We start from the raw sequence: 16,602 nt of genomic DNA, 5'->3' as shown, positions 1-16,602 counted from the left end.
GCATTGATCGTGACCGTGCCGTTAGTCGGATCAGCCACCTTCGCAAACGTCAGGCTTGAACCTTCAACATCAGTTCCAGCAAGCGTTCCAGTCTTGGCCGTGTCCTCATCTGTCGTTACTGACACTGCAGTCGCCACTGGCACGTCATTAACTGCGAATATAGTTAAACCAAATTCAGGACCAATAGTTTCCAGGTATCCAGCATCATCAGTGAATTGAATAATGGGGTAAATAATTTTACCAATATCAGATTCTTTAACGGAGTATTTTAAACCTATTTCAACAATTTCATTACCTGAAAACCAATAAACAGTTGGAATTGAAGTTGATATCCCATTTGCATCAGAATATCCACCAACAAGACTTAACTCTGACCCAACCGTTGGTGCTCCCGAAATAGTAGCATCTGTACTTGCATTTATATTTACTGGCGCTTGTCTTGTATACGAAACAGAATATTGTACAGATTCAGATGCAAACCCATTAACTGAAATAAAATAATGACCTGGAGCAAATACTTCATAATTAACTGAACTAAGCAATCCACCAGCAAGCGCGTTACCTTGATAATCATAAATCGTAACAGATGGAGTTAAAAAATATGAGTAGCCAGTAAAAGAAAAGAGCCAAAAATCATTGCTAGCAGTTGTACTATACGTACCTTTATACAAATAACCTAAATCATATGCATCAACATCACCAATCCCAAGGAGACCATTGGCAGCTTGAAGGGTACCAGGAGCCAATTTAAAAGTTGTTAATATTGATGCAGGTGCATCTTTATAATCGCTAGCTTTTGAAGAAAAGAAGCCAGTACTTTTCTCATCGACAGTGAATGTGTAAGGCATATTTTTAATTTCTCAAATATATTAATTTAACATCAAGTGTAAACGTTAATATGATTTTAACTAAATTTAATTTCAAAAAATTCCACGATTCGTGAAATGTAAAAACTTCGGATACATACAATTTTCACAGCTTAAACAGTACTGGAGAAATAAGTAAATTTTTAAAGAAATATAAAAATCTCCACTAGGAATAGAAATCATTGCGGTTTTCAAAAAAATAAAGTGATCATGGAATATTAGCGGCGGATTCAAAATGAAGTGCAACACCCTTGATTTCAGTGGATGAGAGTGGAGTGTTGCTGGCTGTTTGCAAGCAGTTCACGGTAAACAGACAACGGCGATCGTACCCCCAAACCTTTGCGTGGGCGGTTGTTGATTTCGTCTGCAATCGCGTCCAGTTCTACCTGGCTGTAAACAGACAAATCAGTTCCCTTGGGCAGGTACTGCCTCACCAAGCCATTCATGTTCTCGTTTGAGCCCCTTTGCCACGGGCTGTGGGGATCACAAAAGTACACCGCGATACCGGTGCGTTTGCTCAACTCCTTGTGCATCGCCATCTCACGGCCCTGGTCATAAGTCATGCTCAGGCGCAGGGGTAAAGCAATGCTCAGCAACTTGTCCGTGAAACCCTGCAGCACATTGAGCGCACTGGCTGGTTTGACCTCTGGCAGCTTGACCAACATCAGCAATCGGCTGGTGCGCTCCACCAGCGTGCCCACGGCGCTGCCATTGGATTCGCCCTTGATTAGGTCACCTTCCCAGTGGCCCGGGAACTGGCGGTCTTCAATCTCAGGAGGGCGTACATGAATACTGACCATGTCAGGAATTTGGCCCCTGCGGTCTTGCCCTTTGCTGCGAGGCACGCGCTTGTTGTGCGCTTGGCGCAGCGCTTTGATCAGATCACGCTTGAGCTCGCCCACGGGCTGGGCGTAGATGCAGTTGTAGATGGTTTCGTGTGACACGCGGTGTTCATGGCCCTTGGGATAAGTGGCTGACAGTGTCATCGATATTTGCTCGGGCGACCACCGAATGCATAACAGGTGATGGACGATGCCAAACAGGATGCTTTCTTTGTGCAACTTTGGAACAGGACGGGCCTGCATTCGGCGCTTGGCCGCACAACCCTCGGCGCTCTTGCTGGCGTAGGCGCCATCGCAGCTATTGCGGCTTAGCTCGCGCGTGATGGTGCTGGGCGCGCGCCCAAGGGTTCGGGCAATCTCTCGCACGGTGAAGTTCTGAACATGGAGGCTGGCGAGAGTCACGCGCTCTTCGGGTTGGATCTGTTTGTAGCGATTGAGTGGAGTGATTTGCATCTGCGGACCTTACAGGGTTGGCAGGTGTTGCACTTCACTTTTGAATCCGCCAGCTCTCTCAAACTAAAATTGCGATTGGGTTTGATATGAAAAGAATTTTTAAGCGTTTGTACACCTATGACTGCATGAGTGAGCCGTACCTTCTTCAGACTTACCATCATGATCACACCTAAGACCGATTGATAGATAGAACTTTTCCTCATTCTAGGACGTTACTACTTTAGCGTGGTGCTAATCTGCAATCTGACGGCATTTCTTACCAGAGCCTTGTCCAATAAGGTGTGAGCCTGAAGGAGACGCGTATTTCCACCCAAAAATGAGCCTGAGGGCGGATTTCAGCCGCTGAACTGGTGCCTTGATCATCTAAGGATGGTGATCAATATGGATGAGGCAAAGCTGCGTACCGTTGCGCAATTGCAGGAGTTTTTGGACGCAACTCAAGAGGTCACATTCACGGGTGCGCCTGGAGAAGGTGACCAGCAGCGCTATGTGGGGCCTGCTCAAAATCTGGCGGAATGGTCAGACGCCCCCTCAAAAAATTTACATTTGTATGTTGTAGTATTGTGTATACTAATACTACACACTACAACCGGGATATATCATGACCTCCACCACCACCACGCGAATTTTTGAGATTGCCGACGAGGTCGATGCCGCTGGCCACAACCCCACGCTCGCCAGTGTGCGCAAGGCGCTGGGTGGCGGCAGCTACACCACGATCAGCCAGGCCATGACCGAATGGCGCGCGCGCAAAGCCGCCAAAGAAACTCCGGTGCAAGAGGCCGCGCCGCAGGCCATCACCGAGCTTTTAGAGCAGCTTGGCACGGACATTTGGACGCAGGCGCTCCAGATCTGCAACGGGCGTTTGTCGGCTGAGCGCGAGGCCCTGGAGAACGATCGTCAAGGGCTTGAAGCGCAGCGCCAAGAGGCGGCAGACCTGGCCGACCAGCTGAGCAGCGAGCTCGAAGCGGCCCGACAAGAAGCAACGGATTTGAGCAAGCAACTCGACGTTGCGCAATCAACTGTGAAGGGGCTGGGCGATCAGCTGCGCGACCGTGAACGCGATTTGGCCGTTGCCGAGGTGCGTGCCGACGAAATCAAAACCCGCGCCACTCAGCTCACGGATCAGCTGAAAGCCGCAACCGCACAGAATGCACAGCTACTGCAGACCATCACGGACATGCAGCAAGCCAAGAATCAAAAAGGTAAATAACGACGGGTTCGCGCAACCGAGACTGGGCGCGCTTTCCCCCGCCCCATCTTCCAAGCCGCCCGCCCCAGGTACGCCACCCCCAGCGCACCCATCGACAGCGTCAAACACCAAAGCACCCACAGCAGCTCACCCACCACTTGGGCGGCGTTGTCGTTCACGCCTTGGCCGAGCGCCCGCGGTACCTGGTCAAACTGCAGCCCGCCGCCCGTGACGAGGGGTCCCCTCGTTTTCAGTGCAATAAGTGGCGGTTCGCAAACCCAGCACTGGCGCGGGGGTGGTGTGGGTAGATCGTTGATTTCAAAGGCTTTCTTGTTCACTTTCAAAAGTGACTTTATTGCCCGACGATTGTCAGCTCTTCGCGATAGAGACGCACACTATGGCTCCCCCGACCTTTATTCAGCCCTTTTGAGATGCTTTACGCCGATTTAGGAGGCCACTTCCACATGGTTTAGCCCGACGGGAAAGCACCTTGCATGCTCCAACAGCCCCATGCGGACGATATTTTGGTTTCTTTGGGGTATTGATCACGGTTTGACGCCGCAAAACAGCCGGAAAATAGTGAACAGAAAAGCCTTTGAAATCATTGGCTTACTGAAACACACCTACGCCAATGCTTGCTCTCCAACCGCCACTTATTGCACCGAAAACGAGAGGACCCCCAGATTCAGGTGCATTTTTCGCCTGCGCAACGGATCACGCGTTTGCAAGCCCAAATCAGGGCTAGACGAGGTGAACACACTTGCAGTAAGCTCCAAGGTTTTCCAGATAACGTGTTGTCAGTCATGGACAGTTTGCTTCCCGCCATTCCAGCCAAACGCTACTTCACCATTGGTGAGGTGGGTGAGCTGTGTGGCGTCAAGCCGCATGTCTTGCGGTATTGGGAGCAGGAGTTCACGCAACTTCGGCCGGTCAAACGACGGGGTAATCGCCGCTATTACCAGCGCCATGAAGTGATGATGATCCGCAGAATACGCGGGCTGTTGTACGACCAAGGCTTCACCATCAGCGGCGCACGAAATAAGCTGCTGGAGCTGACCCAAAGTGAACGTCAACTCATGCGCTCGGGCGCATTCTTGGATGAAAGTCTGGAAGACAACAGCGCTGAAATGGAGGCTGCACAGGGCATGCCGCCAGATGAACTGGCCCATGAAATGACAACCCAGACATCGTACCGACCAGGTTTTGAATCGGCCTTGTCGGTACATCAAGAGCTTTTGCAAATTCGCGCCATGCTCACGGTCTGAACGGGCGTGGATTCCAGCTATAATCGTCAGCTTGTCGGCGTGTAGCGCAGCCTGGTAGCGCACTTGCATGGGGTGCAAGGGGTCGCGAGTTCGAATCCCGCCACGCCGACCATTTATTCTTCATAAAATCAACGGGTTACATCTCACAAGGGTGTGACCCGTTTTTCATTGAGCACGCCCCCTCGTGACGCGGCCAAGTCGTCGTTTCTACCTTTCAAGTGAACCCATGATCAGACCTGTACTTGCCGAGTCCGCCATCCATCCCGGTATTCGCCCGTTCATTGCGCAATGGCATGCGGCTGTGGTGGCGCAGGTGCAAACGGCCATCGCCCAGCACCCGGTGGTGGTCGTGGGTTTGTCAGGCAATCCCTTTGTGGCCAAGGCGCGCAAGGCCTTGACTGCGGCGGGCGTGGCGCACGAATACATTGAATTTGGCAGCTATTTTTCGCAATGGCGTTTGCGCAATGCCTTGAAGATGTGGACTGGGTGGCCCACTTTCCCGATGGTCTTTGTGCGCGGCACCTTGGTCGGCGGGGCCAATGACCTGCGCCGCCTGATCGACAACGGCGAACTTCAGACCTTGCTGCAAGCCTGAAGCCCATGGCCTCCATTGCAAAACCCGAGTTGTGGCGCACCGAGGTGGGCGATGCGGTGGCGGTGCTCCATATTCCCGGCGCACTCAAACGTTCACGCACGTTCGACATCGATGTGAGTTTGCTGGTGCGCGTGCCCGAAGACAACACAGACACTTGGCACGCGTTGACGCTAGAGATCGACGGCAAGCGGCAGTGGCACCGCCGCATCGCCAGCCATTGCCCGGGTCAGACCGATGGGCTCGATTACCACTGCCGCTTGGTGCTTGAAGCGGGTCCCGCCTTGCGCATCCGAGCGGTGGCGGGCACCCGGGGCGCGGTGGTGCAGCGACTGCAGATTGAAGCTCGGGAAGACCTTTAGTGTCAGCCGATCACCGCCAACTCGCGAAGCGGACGATCTTGCACCAGACGCTCAAAACCCAGCTCTTGCACGTCGATGGTTTGCGCCTGCCCCAGCAGCAGCCACTCGGCCAGTGCCAAGCCAGCCCCTGCAGCGTGCTGCATGCCGTGGCCCGAAAAACCATTGATGAAATACAGGTTGCGCAGCTTAGGGTGCGGGCCGATCACGGCGTTGTGATCAAAGGTGTTCATCTCGTAATAACCCGCCCAGGCCCGCTCTACCCGCAAGGCTGCGAGTGCCGGGATGCGGTGCGCCAGTGAGGCCCATTGTTCGTCGTTCCATTCGGCCCAGTTGGGTTCCAACGGCAGGTCAGGTTCGGTGTGCAAAGGCTCTGCGCCGCTGATCAAAAACCGGCCTTCGGGCCGCAGCCACCAGCCGCTCGGGTCGATCAGCAAGGGGCACTGCGGCAAGGGCTCGGGGCATGACAGCACAAATACTGTGCGCCGAGCCGCCTCGACAGGCAAGTGCACCCCGGCCATGGCCGCCACATGGCCAGCCCAAGGCCCCGCCGCATTGACGACTTGACCGCTGGGCAAGCTGCCGCCACTGGCCAGCCGCACTGCGGTCACTTGGCTGGCCGTGTGTTCCAGGCCCACCACCCGGTCGGGCAGGCGCTGCACACCTTGCGCCATGGCTTTTTTCAAGAACGCCTGGTGCAGCGCAGGGCCGTCAAACCAACCCTCGCCGCTCAGGCCCAGGCTGCCCAGCGCCACATCGTCCACATTCAGCCACGGGTAGCGTTGGCGCAAAGCCTCGGGGCCGAGCAAGGTCACATCGGCCCCAGCTTGCTTTTGGATCTGGTGCGCGGTTTGCATCGCCGCCGCTTGTTCGGGTTGGGCCAGGTACAAATAGCCGGGCTCTTGCAAACCCAGCGCCACTGGGTGATCGGGCAGGCCCAGGTGCTGCTCGGCCTCGCGCAAAAACGCGATGCCGAATTGGCTCAAACGGATGTTGACGGGGCAGGTGAACTGCTGGCGGATCGAGCTGGCTGAGAGCGATGACGAGGCTTTTTCGTAGTGGGTGTCCGACTCGACCAGCGTCACGCGCAGTCCAGGTTGCAAGCGGGTCAACCAATAGGCCGTGGCCGCACCCATCACGCCGCTGCCCACAACCACCACATCGGTGCTGCTCATGTGGACTGTCCCTCGGCCAAGGCCGCCTGGTAGACCAGCCGTGCCGCCACCGTGTCCTCCACCGCTTGGCCCAGCGATTTGAAAATGACCGTGGTGCCAGCAGGCGGCGCGGCCACACGCCCGCACAAAATCTCGCCAATCTCAGCGGCCACTTTGACACCCGACAGCAGCACATCCCCCGATTCTTTCTCGGCCGCCTCACGCTGGTCGGCCACCACCCAGTGGCTCATGGCGGCATTGTCCAGCTCGCGCCAAGTCGGGCGGGGCGCGCCCACGGCGGCGACAAAAGCGCCGGGCTTGAGCCAGGCGCCTTGCAGCACTGGCTCACTGGCGTTGGTCACGGTGCACACGATGTCGGCGCCGCGCACCGCTTCTTCGGCGCTGGCGCAGGCCACGCCACCAATGTCTTTTGCGCACTGCTGCGCGTTGGCGGCCGTGGGGCTCCAGACACGGATTTCAGACACTTCGCGCACGGCCCGCAGCATTTGCGCGTGGCTGCGCGCCAGCACGCCGCTGCCCAGCATGGCCACCACCTGGGGCGTGCGCGGCACCAGCGCATCGGCCGCCACGGCAGATGCCGCTGCCGTGCGCATGGCGGTGATGGTGTTGCCCTCCATCACGGCCAGGGTTTGGCCCGTGGCCGGGTCCATCAACACAATCGTGCTCAGCAGCGTGGGCAAACCTTTTTGCGCGTTGCCGGGCACCAGGGTGATGAGCTTGGTGCTCAGCGCATCGCCCAGTTGGGCGGGCTTCAAAAACAGCAGCCCATCGGCTGAGGCATCGCCAATGGGCATGACCATGCGCAGCGGCTGGACCACCTGGCCGAGCGTCAGCGCCACCAGGGCTTCGCGCACGCCTTGCAGCAAATCGGGCACGCTCAGCAGTTGCTGAACGCGGGCTTCGTCAAAATAATGGACCATGTCATTTCTCCTGCGGGTGTTTTTCCTGAGGGTGCTTTGCCGCAGGTGGCACCACCCAAGGGTTGGCGGGTAGATAGCGGGTTTCAAACGCGTGGATGTCCGGCACATGGGTCAGGCTCATGCCCACCGCATCCAGGCCGCGCAGCAGCATCTCTTGGTGCAGCGGGTCGATGTCAAAGCGCAAGGTCTGGCCATCGCCCGGGGTGTGCAGCGTTTGGGCCGCCAAATCCAGCGCCATTTGGCAGCGCTTCGGGTCTTGGGCCAGGGCCATCAAGCGTGCCACTTCGGCGGCAGGCAACAACAGCGCTGGCACGCCATTGCGCATGCAGTTGTCGCTGAAAATCCCGCCAAAGCTGGTGCCCAGCACGCAGCGGATGCCCAACTCGCGCATGCCCCATACCGCGTGCTCGCGACTGGAGCCACAACCAAAATTGGCGCCCGTGATCAAAAACGTCGCCTCAGTCCACGGCGCTTGGTTCAACACAAAATCGCGGCGCGCTTGGCCCGATGCGTCAAAACGCATGTCGTGCAAAAACCCTTGCGCAAGGCCTTGCCGGTCGATGCCCTTGAGGAACTGCTTGGGCATGATCTGGTCGGTGTCCACATGCGGCAAGGGCAGGGCGGCAGCGCAACCCGCGAGGGTGGTGATGGCTTGAAAAGGGCATGTCATGCCAGCGCCTTTAATGACAGGGCAGGGTGCGCAAATCGGTCAGCGCCCCGCTGACGGCAGCAGCCGCCACCATGGCGGGGCTCATCAGGTGGGTGCGTGCGCCCAGGCCCTGGCGGCTTTCAAAATTGCGGTTGGTGCTGGAGGCGCAGCGGTCCCCGGCGTTCAGGTGGTCTTCGTTCATGGCCACGCACATCGAGCAACCGGCCTGACGCCATTCGAAACCCGCTTCTTCAAAAATGCGGCCCAAGCCTTCGGCCTCGGCCTGCGCACGCACCATCGACGAGCCCGGCACCACCAAGGCCCGCACACCCGGAGCGACACGTCGGCCTTTCAAAAAACGCGCCGCATCGCGCAGGTCGTCGATGCGGCTGTTGGTGCACGAGCCAATAAAGGCGTGGCTGATGGGCAAGCCCTGCAAGGGCTGGCCGGGTTGCAAGTCCATGTAGACCAAGGCGCGTTGCATGCCGCGCTGGCGTTGTGGGTCGCTTTCGTGGTCAGGGTCAGGCACCACACCGTCGATGGGCACGCCTTGGTCTGGGCTGGTGCCCCAGGTCACGCGTGGGGCCAGTGTGCTGGCGTTCAGGCTGACCTCGCGGTCAAACACCGCACCGTCGTCGCTGCGCAGCAAGCGCCAATGCGCCACGGCCGCGTCCCACTGAGGGCCTTGCGGCACCCGGGGTCGGCCATGCAAATAATCAAACAGCCGGTCATCGGGCGCAACGATGGCGCCGCGCGAAGCGGCCTCCACACTCATGTTGCACAGCGTCAAACGGCCTTCCACGCCCATGGCCCGAATCGCCTCGCCGGCGTACTCGATCACATGGCCCGACGCCCCATCGGCGCCGATCTGCGCGATCAGGCTCAGCACCAGGTCTTTGGCCGTGACCCCGGGGGGCATCTGACCGTGCACCGTGACGCGCATGTTTTTTTGCGCGCGGTAAATCAGCGTTTGGGTTGCCAGCAGGTGCTCGATCTCGCTGCTGCCAATGCCAAAACCCAAAGCCCCCATGGCCCCATGCGTGGTGGTGTGGCTGTCGCCCGCCGCCATCACCATGCCCGGCAGCACCCAGCCTTGCTCGCTGGCCACCACATGCTCAATGCCTTGTCGATCGTCCAGCATGTCAAACAACGCAATGCCGTGCCGCACACAGTTCTCGGCCAGCGTGCGCACTTGCCGGGCCCGGTCGGCGTCCACCAGCGCCATGGTGCGTGCATTGCGCACCGGCGTGGTGGCGTTCACATGGTCCACCACCGCGAAAGTGGAGGAGGGTCGCCACACTTTGCGCCCCTGCGCGTGCAAGGCCGCAAAAGCCTGTGGGCTTGTGTATTCGTTCAGCACCTGGCGGTCCACGTACAGCAAAATTTGTCCGCTGTCCCCCAGCGGCCGCACCGTGTGCGCATCCACGATGCGCTGGTACAGGGTGCGAGGGCTCATGGCTTGGGTGTTGCCGGCGGGCCTGCTGCATAAGCAGCTGTGGCGGCCACCACATCCTGAACGGCAATGTCGGCCGCTGTCAAACCCGTGGGCAGCACGATCACGCCATCGGCATCGGCCACCAGGTGGTCGCCGGGCGTGAAGGTCACGCCGCCAAAGTGCACCGGCACATCGCGCTCGCCCGCACCGGTGCGGCTGCCGCGCTTGGGCACAGTGCCCAAAGCCTTCACGCCAATGTCGATGGTGTTCAATTCATCGACATCGCGCACCGCGCCATGAATGACCAGGCCCGCCCAACCATTGCGCGAGGCCAGCTCGGCCATCACGTCACCAAACAAGGCGCGGGCCAACGAGCCACCCCCGTCAATCACCAGCACTTGGCCCTGACCAGCTTGGCTCACGGTGTCGCGCATCAGGGCAATGTCTTCGTGGATGCGCAGGGTGCGAATCGGCCCGGTGAAGGCCCGTCGCAAGCCAAAAGTTTGAAACAACGCAGCGCAGGCCTGCGCCTCATCGCAGGCATCGCACAGGTCTGTGGTTTTGGGAAGGGGTTTCACACATCAGTCCATGCGCACATTGGCGTCCTTGACCAGCTTGGCCCAGGATGCGCTGTCTTCGGGAATGAACGCTGCAAACGATTCGGGCGTGCCGCCAATGATTTCACCGCCTTGCGAGGCGATTTTTTCGGCCACATCGGGCAACTTCAAAATCGCGGCAATTTCGGTGTTCAAGCGTCGGGTGATCTCGGCGGGCAGCTTGGCAGGCCCCAGCACCGCAAACCACTGCAGCATCTCGGCGTTGGGCACACCGGCTTCGGCCAGGGTGGGCACATTGGGCATCAGGGGCGAGCGTTTTTCGCTGGTAATGGCCAGCACCCGCAGCTTGCCCGCCTGGTAGTGCGGCAGCACGTTGGGCGGGCTTTCAAAGTTCAGGTTCACTTGACCCGACAGCAAATCCACAATCGCCTGGCCGCTGCCCTTGTAGGGAATGTGGTTCATCTGCGTCTGGGTCGCCAGCATGAAGCGGGCCGCCGCCAAGTGCTGTGCGCTGCCGCTGCCCGACGACGCAAAGCTCAGGCCCGTCGGCTTTTGTTTGGCCAGCGCCACAAACGATTTGACATCGGTGGCGGGCACGCCCGGGTTCACCGTCAACAGCAATGGCGTGGACGCCACCCGGATGATGGGCGTGAAATCCTTCACCACGTCGTATGGCAGCTTGGGGTAAAGCGCCGGGGCCACCGAGTTGGAATTGCTGTGGCCCAGCAACAGCGTGTAGCCATCGGGCCTGGCCTTGGCCACAATGTCGGCGCCCACGGTGCCCGCAGCACCGGCCTTGTTGTCCACCACCACCGACTGCCCCAGCCGCTCTTGCAGCTTTTGGCCAATGGTGCGCGCCAGCACATCGGTGAAACCACCGGGCGCAAAACCCACCACGATGCGGATCGGCTTGTCAGGCCAGTTCTGGGCAAAAGCGCTGGTGCTCAGACTCAGCGCCAAGGCCACAGCAGTGCGGCGAGAAATTTTGTTCAAGTTCATGGGGTGTTTCTTGGTTGTCAGGGTCAGTCAATCTGTGCGCCAGAGGCCTTGACCACCACGCTCCACTTGGCCAGGTCTTTTCTCAACATCCCCGCAAACTCAGCCGGTTGGGTGATCAGCACATCGGCGCCTTGCGCATTGAAGCGATCGATCACGTCCTTGTTTTTCAGCACCTCTTGCACATCCTGGTTGATGCGGCGGATCACCGCCGCCGGGGTCTTGGCCGGGGCAAACAAACCAAACCAGGGCGACACATCAAATTCTTTGAAGCCCCCTTCGGCAATCGTTGGGATGCCCGGGAAGTTGCCCGAGCGCGCCGCGCTGGTCACCGCCACCGGGCGCAAGGTGCCGCTCTTGATGGCCCCCGAGACCGAAGGCAAGCTGGTGAACACCATGTTGATCTGGCCGCCCATCAGGTCCTGCATGGCCGGAGCCGCGCCACGGTAGGGAATGTGTTCGAGCTTGGTGTTGGCAGCGGCGTTGAACATGACGCCCAACAAATGGTTCACCGAACCGTTGCCTGCGGAGCCAAAAGTCAAAGGCGAGCGCTGACCTTGCTCTGCCAGGTCCTTGATGCTTTTGACGGGAGAGTCCGGGCGCACCACCAGCACAAAGGGCAGGGTGGCCAAGGTGGCCACGGGCTCAAAATCTTTTTCAGGATCGAAGGGCAGTTTTTTGTACAAGGCCGCGTTGATGGCGTGCGAACCGGCGTAGCTCATCAGCAGCGTGTGGCCGTCGGCCGTGGCCTGGGCCACATGCTCCATGCCCACGTTGCCACCGGCCCCAGCGCGGTTTTCGATCACCACCGACTGGCCCCATTTCTCGCTCAACTTTTGTCCCACGATGCGGGCCAGTGCGTCGGATGCACCGCCCGGTGTCTGTGGCACCACAATGCGCACGGGTTTTGATAAAAAATCTTGCGCCAGGGCCGCGCCCTGAACCATGCACAGGCCCAAGGACAGGACCCAAAAATTCCAACGGCGATTGAACATGTCAGCTCCAGAAAACAAGGAGTTCAGAATGACACGAAGTCGCGCCAGCGCTTGTCTCGCGGCGGACATTTCGGATGGGGGTTTACCCAAGTGCCTGTGCAACAATGAAAACATGATCATTCGACAAATCGCAGGCGCTTTGGGCGCTGAGCTGCACGGGGTTGATTTGACCCAGCCCCTCACGGCCGATCTGCAACAGGCCATTCGCGCCGCCTTGCTGCAGCACCAGGTCATTTTTTTCCGCGACCAGGATCTTGCGCCTGATCAATTCATGCGCTTTGCGCACACCCTGGGTCAGCCGGTCGAATACCCTTTTGTGAAAGGCCTCGACGGCTTTCCCTGTGTCATCGAAGTCAAAAAACTCGAGCACGAAAAAGTTAACTTTGGTGGCATTTGGCACTCGGACACCACCTACTTGGAGCGGCCGCCCATGGGCTCGATGTTGTTGGCTAAAGAGGTGCCGCCCTACGGGGGTGACACCCTGTTTGCCAACCAGTACCTGGCCTGGGACACCCTGTCCGAGACCCTGAAGTCATTGCTCGATGGCCTGGTGGGCATCAGCAGTTCGGCCAAAGCCGATGTCTCCAAAACCCGCGAAGACCGCATCAAAAGCGATGGCAAAGACAACGCCCCCCAAGCTTATTTGGCTCACCACCCGCTGGTGCGCACCCACCCCGAAACCGGGCGCAAAGCCTTGTACGTGAATGTGGCCCACACCTCGGGCATCGTCGGCATGACCGAAGCCGAAAGCACCCCGATCCTGAACTTTCTGTTTCAGCACCAAGTCAAGCCCGAGTTCACTTGCCGCTTTGTCTGGCAGGCCCACTCTCTGGCGGTGTGGGACAACCGCTGCACCCAGCACAACCCGGTCAACGATTACCACGGTTTTCGCCGGGTGATGCACCGCATCACCTTGGCTGGCGACACACCCGTTTGATAATGTGCGCTGCGGCCATGCAGGCCGCTTTTTTGATCGACAGGGAGCGTGTGTGAAATTCAAGATGTCCGAGAAGTCGCTGTTCGCGGTGCTGTTGCGCTCGCCATGGTGGATCAGTTTTGTGTTGGTGGCCGTGGTGGCCCTGGCGGCTGGGGCCTTGTTGCCCGAGAAGTACGCAGGCGTGGGCATGTTGGGGGGCTTCCCGTTCTTTGTGATCGGTTGCATGGCCTTTTGGCGACAGCGCAACTTGCCCAGTCCAGCGCTGGTGGAAAAAGGTTTGCAAAGCCTCGGTGGCATGAGCTGGCGAGATTTTTCGGTGGTGCTGGACTCGGCCTTCACCCGCCAGGGTTACAGCGTCACGCCCCTCACCGGTGCGGCCGACATGTTGCTCGAAAAAAAAGGCGTGCGCACCGTGGTCAGTGCCAAACGCTGGAAAGCAGCCGCCATGGGCCTGGAGCCGCTGCGCGACCTGGTGGCCCAGCGCGATGCGCTCGAGGCCAGCAACAGCGTTTGCATCAGCTTGGGGCAAGTCAGCACCAAAGCCGATGATTTCGCCGCAGAGCACCGCATCACCTTGATCACGGGCGCTGATTTGGTTATCTTGGTGGACAAAGAAGTCAAGGCCTTGTGAGCGCCAGTCATCCAACGCATTTGCCATAGAGGTTAAAACATGTTTATCCAAAACACCTGGTATGTGGCCTGCACCGAGGCCGAACTCGAAGCGCTGGGCAGCAAGCCCCTGGGGCGCACCATTTGCAATGAAAAAATGGTGTTCTTCAAAGGCCCCGACGGGCACGTGGCGGCGGTCGAAGACTTCTGTCCCCATCGGGGTGCCCCCTTGTCCCTGGGCAAGGTTTGTCAGGGCAAACTGGTGTGTGGTTACCACGGTCTCGAGATGGGCTGCGAGGGCAAAACCGTGCACATGCCGGGTCAGCGCGTGCGCGGCTTTCCAGCGATCAAAGCTTACGCCGTGGCGCAGCGCTACGGTTTTGTCTGGGTTTGGCCGGGCGATCAGGCCAAGGCCAACCAGGCCCTCTTGCCCCAGTTCGAATTTTTTGACAACCCCGCCTGGGCCTATGGTGGCGGGCTTTACCACGTCCAGGCCGATTACCGCCTGATGATCGACAACCTGATGGACCTGACGCACGAGACCTACGTGCACGCCAACAGCATCGGCCAGCCCGAGATCGATGAGACACCCAGCGAAACCAAGGTGGAAGGAGACCAAGTCGTCTTGCAGCGCCACATGCTAGGCATCCAGGCCCCCCCTTTTTGGCAAATGGCCATGAGCGCCAACGGCTTAGACCCTCAGGCCAAGGTGGACCGCTGGCAAATTTGCCGCTTTTCGCCGCCCAGCCACGTCATGATCGACGTGGGTGTGGCCCTGACCGGCCAAGGTGGTTTTGACGCAGCACCCGAGCACAAGGCCTACAGCGTGGTGGTCGACTTCATCACGCCCGAGACCGAAACCTCGCACTGGTACCACTGGGGCATGGCCCGCCAATTCAAGCCCGAAGACGTGGCGCTGACCGACAAGATCCGTTCGGGGCAAGGCGGCATCTTCAACGAAGACATGGAGATGCTGCAACTGCAGCAAGCCAACATCAGCCGTTGGCCCGAGCGCAAACTCTTGATGCTCAACATCGACTCGGGCGGCGTGCAGTCGCGCCGTATCATCGACCGTTTATTGGCCCAGGAAAATTCCTCCGAGATCACCGCATGAGCACCCCAGACTTGACACAGACCCCCACCGATGCCGATGGCAGCTTCGAAGTTCACTTGCAAAAAAGTGGCCAGACCTTGAAGGTGGGCAAAGAGCAAAGCATCTTGAGCGCGCTGCAGGATGCGGGCCATGAGGTGCCGTTTTCCTGCTCGCAAGGCGTGTGCGGCACCTGCCTGACCCAAGTGGTTGCGGGCACGCCCGACCACTGGGACATGTTCCTCACCCCTGAGGAGCAAGAGGCGAATACGCAGATGCTGATTTGCTGTTCGCGCAGCCAGACGGCAAGGCTGGTGCTGGACCTGTGATCAGAGCTTCTTGACCAGCACCTGGCTCTTGCGGTCCCAGTTGTATTTGCGCTTGCGCGCTTCGGGCAACCAGTCGGGGTCTTGCTGCACAAACCCCCGCTTGATGAACCAGTGCATGGTGCGGGTGGTGAGCACGAAGATGCTTTTGACCCCCATGGCGCGGGCGCGTTGCTCGATGCGTTTGAGCACTTTTTCGCCATCGCCTTGGCCTTGTGACTGGGGCGACACGGTCAGCGCCGCCATCTCGGCCGTCTTGGCTTCGGGGTAGGGGTAGAGCGCCGCGCATGCAAAGATCACGCCGTCGTGGTCGATGATGGTGTAGTGGTCGATGTCGCGCTCGATCTCGGTGCGGTCGCGCTTGACCAGCGTGCCATCTTTCTCAAACGGCTCAATCAACTGCAAGATGCCACCCACATCGTCGGAGGTGGCTTCGCGCAGTTCTTCGAGTTTTTCGTCGATCACCATGGTGCCGATGCCGTCGTGCACATACACCTCCAAAAGCAAAGCGCCGTCTACTGCAAAGGGCAAGATGTGCGAGCGCTCCACACCCTCCTCGCAAGCTTTGACGCAGTGCTGCAAATAGAAGCCGATGTCGGTCGGCTCGGTAGGCTGGGGCAGCGAGGCCAGCAACTGCTTGGCCGCGGCCAGTGGCAGTTCGGTGTCGATCGGGTTGTCTTCGCTGGCCGGGGCATGGGGCTCGATGCGGATGCCCGGCACCTCGGTCACAAAAATCAGCTTGTCGGCCTGCAACTCGGTAGCGACGCTGGTGGCCACTTCTTCCATGGCCAGGTTGAAGGCTTCGCCCGTGGGCGAAAAACCAAAGGGCGAGAGCAGCACCATCGCGCCCATGTCCAGCGTGCGCATGATGCCGTCCACGTCCACCTTGCGCACCAAGCCAGAGTGGATGAAGTCCACGCCGTCCACAATGCCCACCGGCCGGGCCGTGATGAAGTTGCCCGAAATCACCCGCACCGTGGAGCCCGCCATGGGGGTGTTGGGCAGGCCTTGACTGAACGCCGCTTCAATCTCGTAGCGCAGCTGGCCCGCAGCTTCTTGCGCGCAGTCGAGGGCCACACTGTCGGTGATGCGGATGCCATGGGCGTATTGGGGCGTGTGGCCTTTGGCGGCCAGTTGCTCGTTGACTTGGGGGCGAAAGCCATGCACCAACACGATCTTGACGCCCATGCTCTGAATCAGCGCCAGGTCTTGCGCCAGGTTTTGCAGCTTGCCCGCCGCAATCGCTTCGCCCGCGATGCCCACCACAAAGGTCTTGCCCCGGTGCATGTGGATGTAAGGCGCCACCGACCGGAACCAGGGCACGAAGGTGAAATTGAAAACTGT

19 protein-coding genes and 1 tRNA gene are annotated in these 16,602 nt (G+C 59.0%); 9 read left to right on the top strand and 11 right to left on the bottom strand.

Annotated features, from left to right (window positions below):
• A partial coding sequence (locus tag Q0O99_RS16725) for an Ig-like domain-containing protein (protein ID WP_293753107.1) occupies nucleotides 1-848 on the bottom strand: 848 nt, incomplete at its 3' end.
• Between the two features lie 275 nt (nucleotides 849-1,123).
• Entirely contained in the window at nucleotides 1,124-2,161 is a 1,038-nt protein-coding gene (locus Q0O99_RS16720) for an IS30 family transposase (protein ID WP_293753106.1), read from the bottom strand.
• A gap of 601 nt (nucleotides 2,162-2,762) precedes the next feature.
• Between Q0O99_RS16720 and Q0O99_RS16715 the strand changes: the two genes are divergently transcribed.
• Complete coding sequence (locus Q0O99_RS16715; protein ID WP_293753105.1) at nucleotides 2,763-3,374, top strand: DNA-binding protein; 612 nt, start codon at nucleotides 2,763-2,765, stop codon at nucleotides 3,372-3,374.
• Here the strand turns inward: Q0O99_RS16715 and Q0O99_RS16710 are convergent.
• Entirely contained in the window at nucleotides 3,359-3,697 is a 339-nt protein-coding gene (locus Q0O99_RS16710; protein ID WP_293753104.1) for a hypothetical protein, read from the bottom strand. The genes Q0O99_RS16715 and Q0O99_RS16710 overlap by 16 nt on opposite strands.
• Nucleotides 3,698-4,156: 459 nt before the next feature.
• Between Q0O99_RS16710 and Q0O99_RS16705 the strand changes: the two genes are divergently transcribed.
• From Q0O99_RS16705 to Q0O99_RS16690, 4 genes are all read left to right on the top strand, one after another.
• Nucleotides 4,157-4,618, top strand: coding sequence for a MerR family transcriptional regulator (locus tag Q0O99_RS16705; RefSeq protein WP_293753103.1), 462 nt, complete (start codon nucleotides 4,157-4,159; stop codon nucleotides 4,616-4,618).
• A 35-nt stretch (nucleotides 4,619-4,653) separates the two neighbouring features.
• Nucleotides 4,654-4,730, top strand: a tRNA-Pro gene (locus tag Q0O99_RS16700).
• A 114-nt stretch (nucleotides 4,731-4,844) separates the two neighbouring features.
• Entirely contained in the window at nucleotides 4,845-5,213 is a 369-nt protein-coding gene (locus Q0O99_RS16695; protein WP_293753102.1) for a glutaredoxin domain-containing protein, read from the top strand.
• 5 nt (nucleotides 5,214-5,218) lie between these two features.
• The gene (locus tag Q0O99_RS16690) at nucleotides 5,219-5,572 is read left to right on the top strand and encodes a hypothetical protein (RefSeq protein WP_293753101.1); all 354 of its coding nucleotides are present in this window, start codon (nucleotides 5,219-5,221) and stop codon (nucleotides 5,570-5,572) included.
• A 2-nt stretch (nucleotides 5,573-5,574) separates the two neighbouring features.
• Here the strand turns inward: Q0O99_RS16690 and Q0O99_RS16685 are convergent, their stop codons facing one another.
• The 7 genes from Q0O99_RS16685 to Q0O99_RS16655 are packed head-to-tail and all read right to left on the bottom strand — an operon-like array spanning nucleotide 5,575 to nucleotide 12,296.
• Nucleotides 5,575-6,744: an FAD-binding oxidoreductase gene (locus tag Q0O99_RS16685; protein ID WP_293753100.1), complete on the bottom strand. Its 1,170-nt coding sequence runs from the start codon at nucleotides 6,742-6,744 to the stop codon at nucleotides 5,575-5,577.
• A complete protein-coding gene (locus Q0O99_RS16680; protein ID WP_293753099.1) occupies nucleotides 6,741-7,664 on the bottom strand; it encodes an ornithine cyclodeaminase family protein in 924 nt (307 codons plus the stop codon). Before Q0O99_RS16680 ends, Q0O99_RS16685 begins: the two co-directional genes overlap by 4 nt.
• A 1-nt stretch (nucleotide 7,665) precedes the next feature.
• The gene (gene leuD, locus Q0O99_RS16675; RefSeq protein ID WP_293753098.1) at nucleotides 7,666-8,334 is read right to left on the bottom strand and encodes a 3-isopropylmalate dehydratase small subunit; all 669 of its coding nucleotides are present in this window, start codon (nucleotides 8,332-8,334) and stop codon (nucleotides 7,666-7,668) included.
• A 10-nt stretch (nucleotides 8,335-8,344) separates the two neighbouring features.
• Nucleotides 8,345-9,769, bottom strand: a complete 1,425-nt coding sequence (leuC, locus tag Q0O99_RS16670) for a 3-isopropylmalate dehydratase large subunit (RefSeq protein WP_293753097.1) — start codon at nucleotides 9,767-9,769, stop codon at nucleotides 8,345-8,347.
• Nucleotides 9,766-10,326, bottom strand: a complete 561-nt coding sequence (rraA, locus tag Q0O99_RS16665) for a ribonuclease E activity regulator RraA (protein WP_293753096.1) — start codon at nucleotides 10,324-10,326, stop codon at nucleotides 9,766-9,768. Before rraA ends, leuC begins: the two co-directional genes overlap by 4 nt.
• Before the next feature lie 3 nt (nucleotides 10,327-10,329).
• Nucleotides 10,330-11,304 (bottom strand): tripartite tricarboxylate transporter substrate binding protein, encoded by a 975-nt coding sequence (locus tag Q0O99_RS16660; protein ID WP_293753095.1) that lies wholly within the window; start codon nucleotides 11,302-11,304, stop codon nucleotides 10,330-10,332.
• 23 nt (nucleotides 11,305-11,327) lie between these two features.
• Nucleotides 11,328-12,296, bottom strand: a complete 969-nt coding sequence (locus tag Q0O99_RS16655) for a tripartite tricarboxylate transporter substrate binding protein (protein WP_293753094.1) — start codon at nucleotides 12,294-12,296, stop codon at nucleotides 11,328-11,330.
• A 112-nt stretch (nucleotides 12,297-12,408) separates the two neighbouring features.
• On the opposite strand from Q0O99_RS16655, the gene Q0O99_RS16650 reads away from it, so the two are divergent.
• The 4 genes from Q0O99_RS16650 to Q0O99_RS16635 are packed head-to-tail and all read left to right on the top strand — an operon-like array spanning nucleotide 12,409 to nucleotide 15,261.
• Entirely contained in the window at nucleotides 12,409-13,233 is an 825-nt protein-coding gene (locus Q0O99_RS16650) for a TauD/TfdA family dioxygenase (RefSeq protein ID WP_293753093.1), read from the top strand.
• 52 nt (nucleotides 13,234-13,285) lie between these two features.
• Complete coding sequence (locus Q0O99_RS16645) at nucleotides 13,286-13,864, top strand: restriction endonuclease (protein WP_293753092.1); 579 nt, start codon at nucleotides 13,286-13,288, stop codon at nucleotides 13,862-13,864.
• 39 nt (nucleotides 13,865-13,903) lie between these two features.
• Nucleotides 13,904-14,956 (top strand): aromatic ring-hydroxylating dioxygenase subunit alpha, encoded by a 1,053-nt coding sequence (locus Q0O99_RS16640; protein ID WP_293753091.1) that lies wholly within the window; start codon nucleotides 13,904-13,906, stop codon nucleotides 14,954-14,956.
• The gene (locus Q0O99_RS16635) at nucleotides 14,953-15,261 is read left to right on the top strand and encodes a 2Fe-2S iron-sulfur cluster binding domain-containing protein (protein ID WP_293753090.1); all 309 of its coding nucleotides are present in this window, start codon (nucleotides 14,953-14,955) and stop codon (nucleotides 15,259-15,261) included. Before Q0O99_RS16640 ends, Q0O99_RS16635 begins: the two co-directional genes overlap by 4 nt.
• On the opposite strand, the gene argA is transcribed toward Q0O99_RS16635, so the two are convergent.
• Nucleotides 15,262-16,602: amino-acid N-acetyltransferase (gene argA / locus Q0O99_RS16630; protein WP_293753089.1), on the bottom strand; the 1,341-nt coding region annotated here is incomplete at its 5' end.

The sequence above is a fragment of the Limnohabitans sp. Rim8 genome (assembly GCF_945901735.1).
Taxonomy (GTDB): domain Bacteria; phylum Pseudomonadota; class Gammaproteobacteria; order Burkholderiales; family Burkholderiaceae_C; genus Limnohabitans_A.
This window is presented reverse-complemented; position numbering and strand designations above follow the sequence as displayed.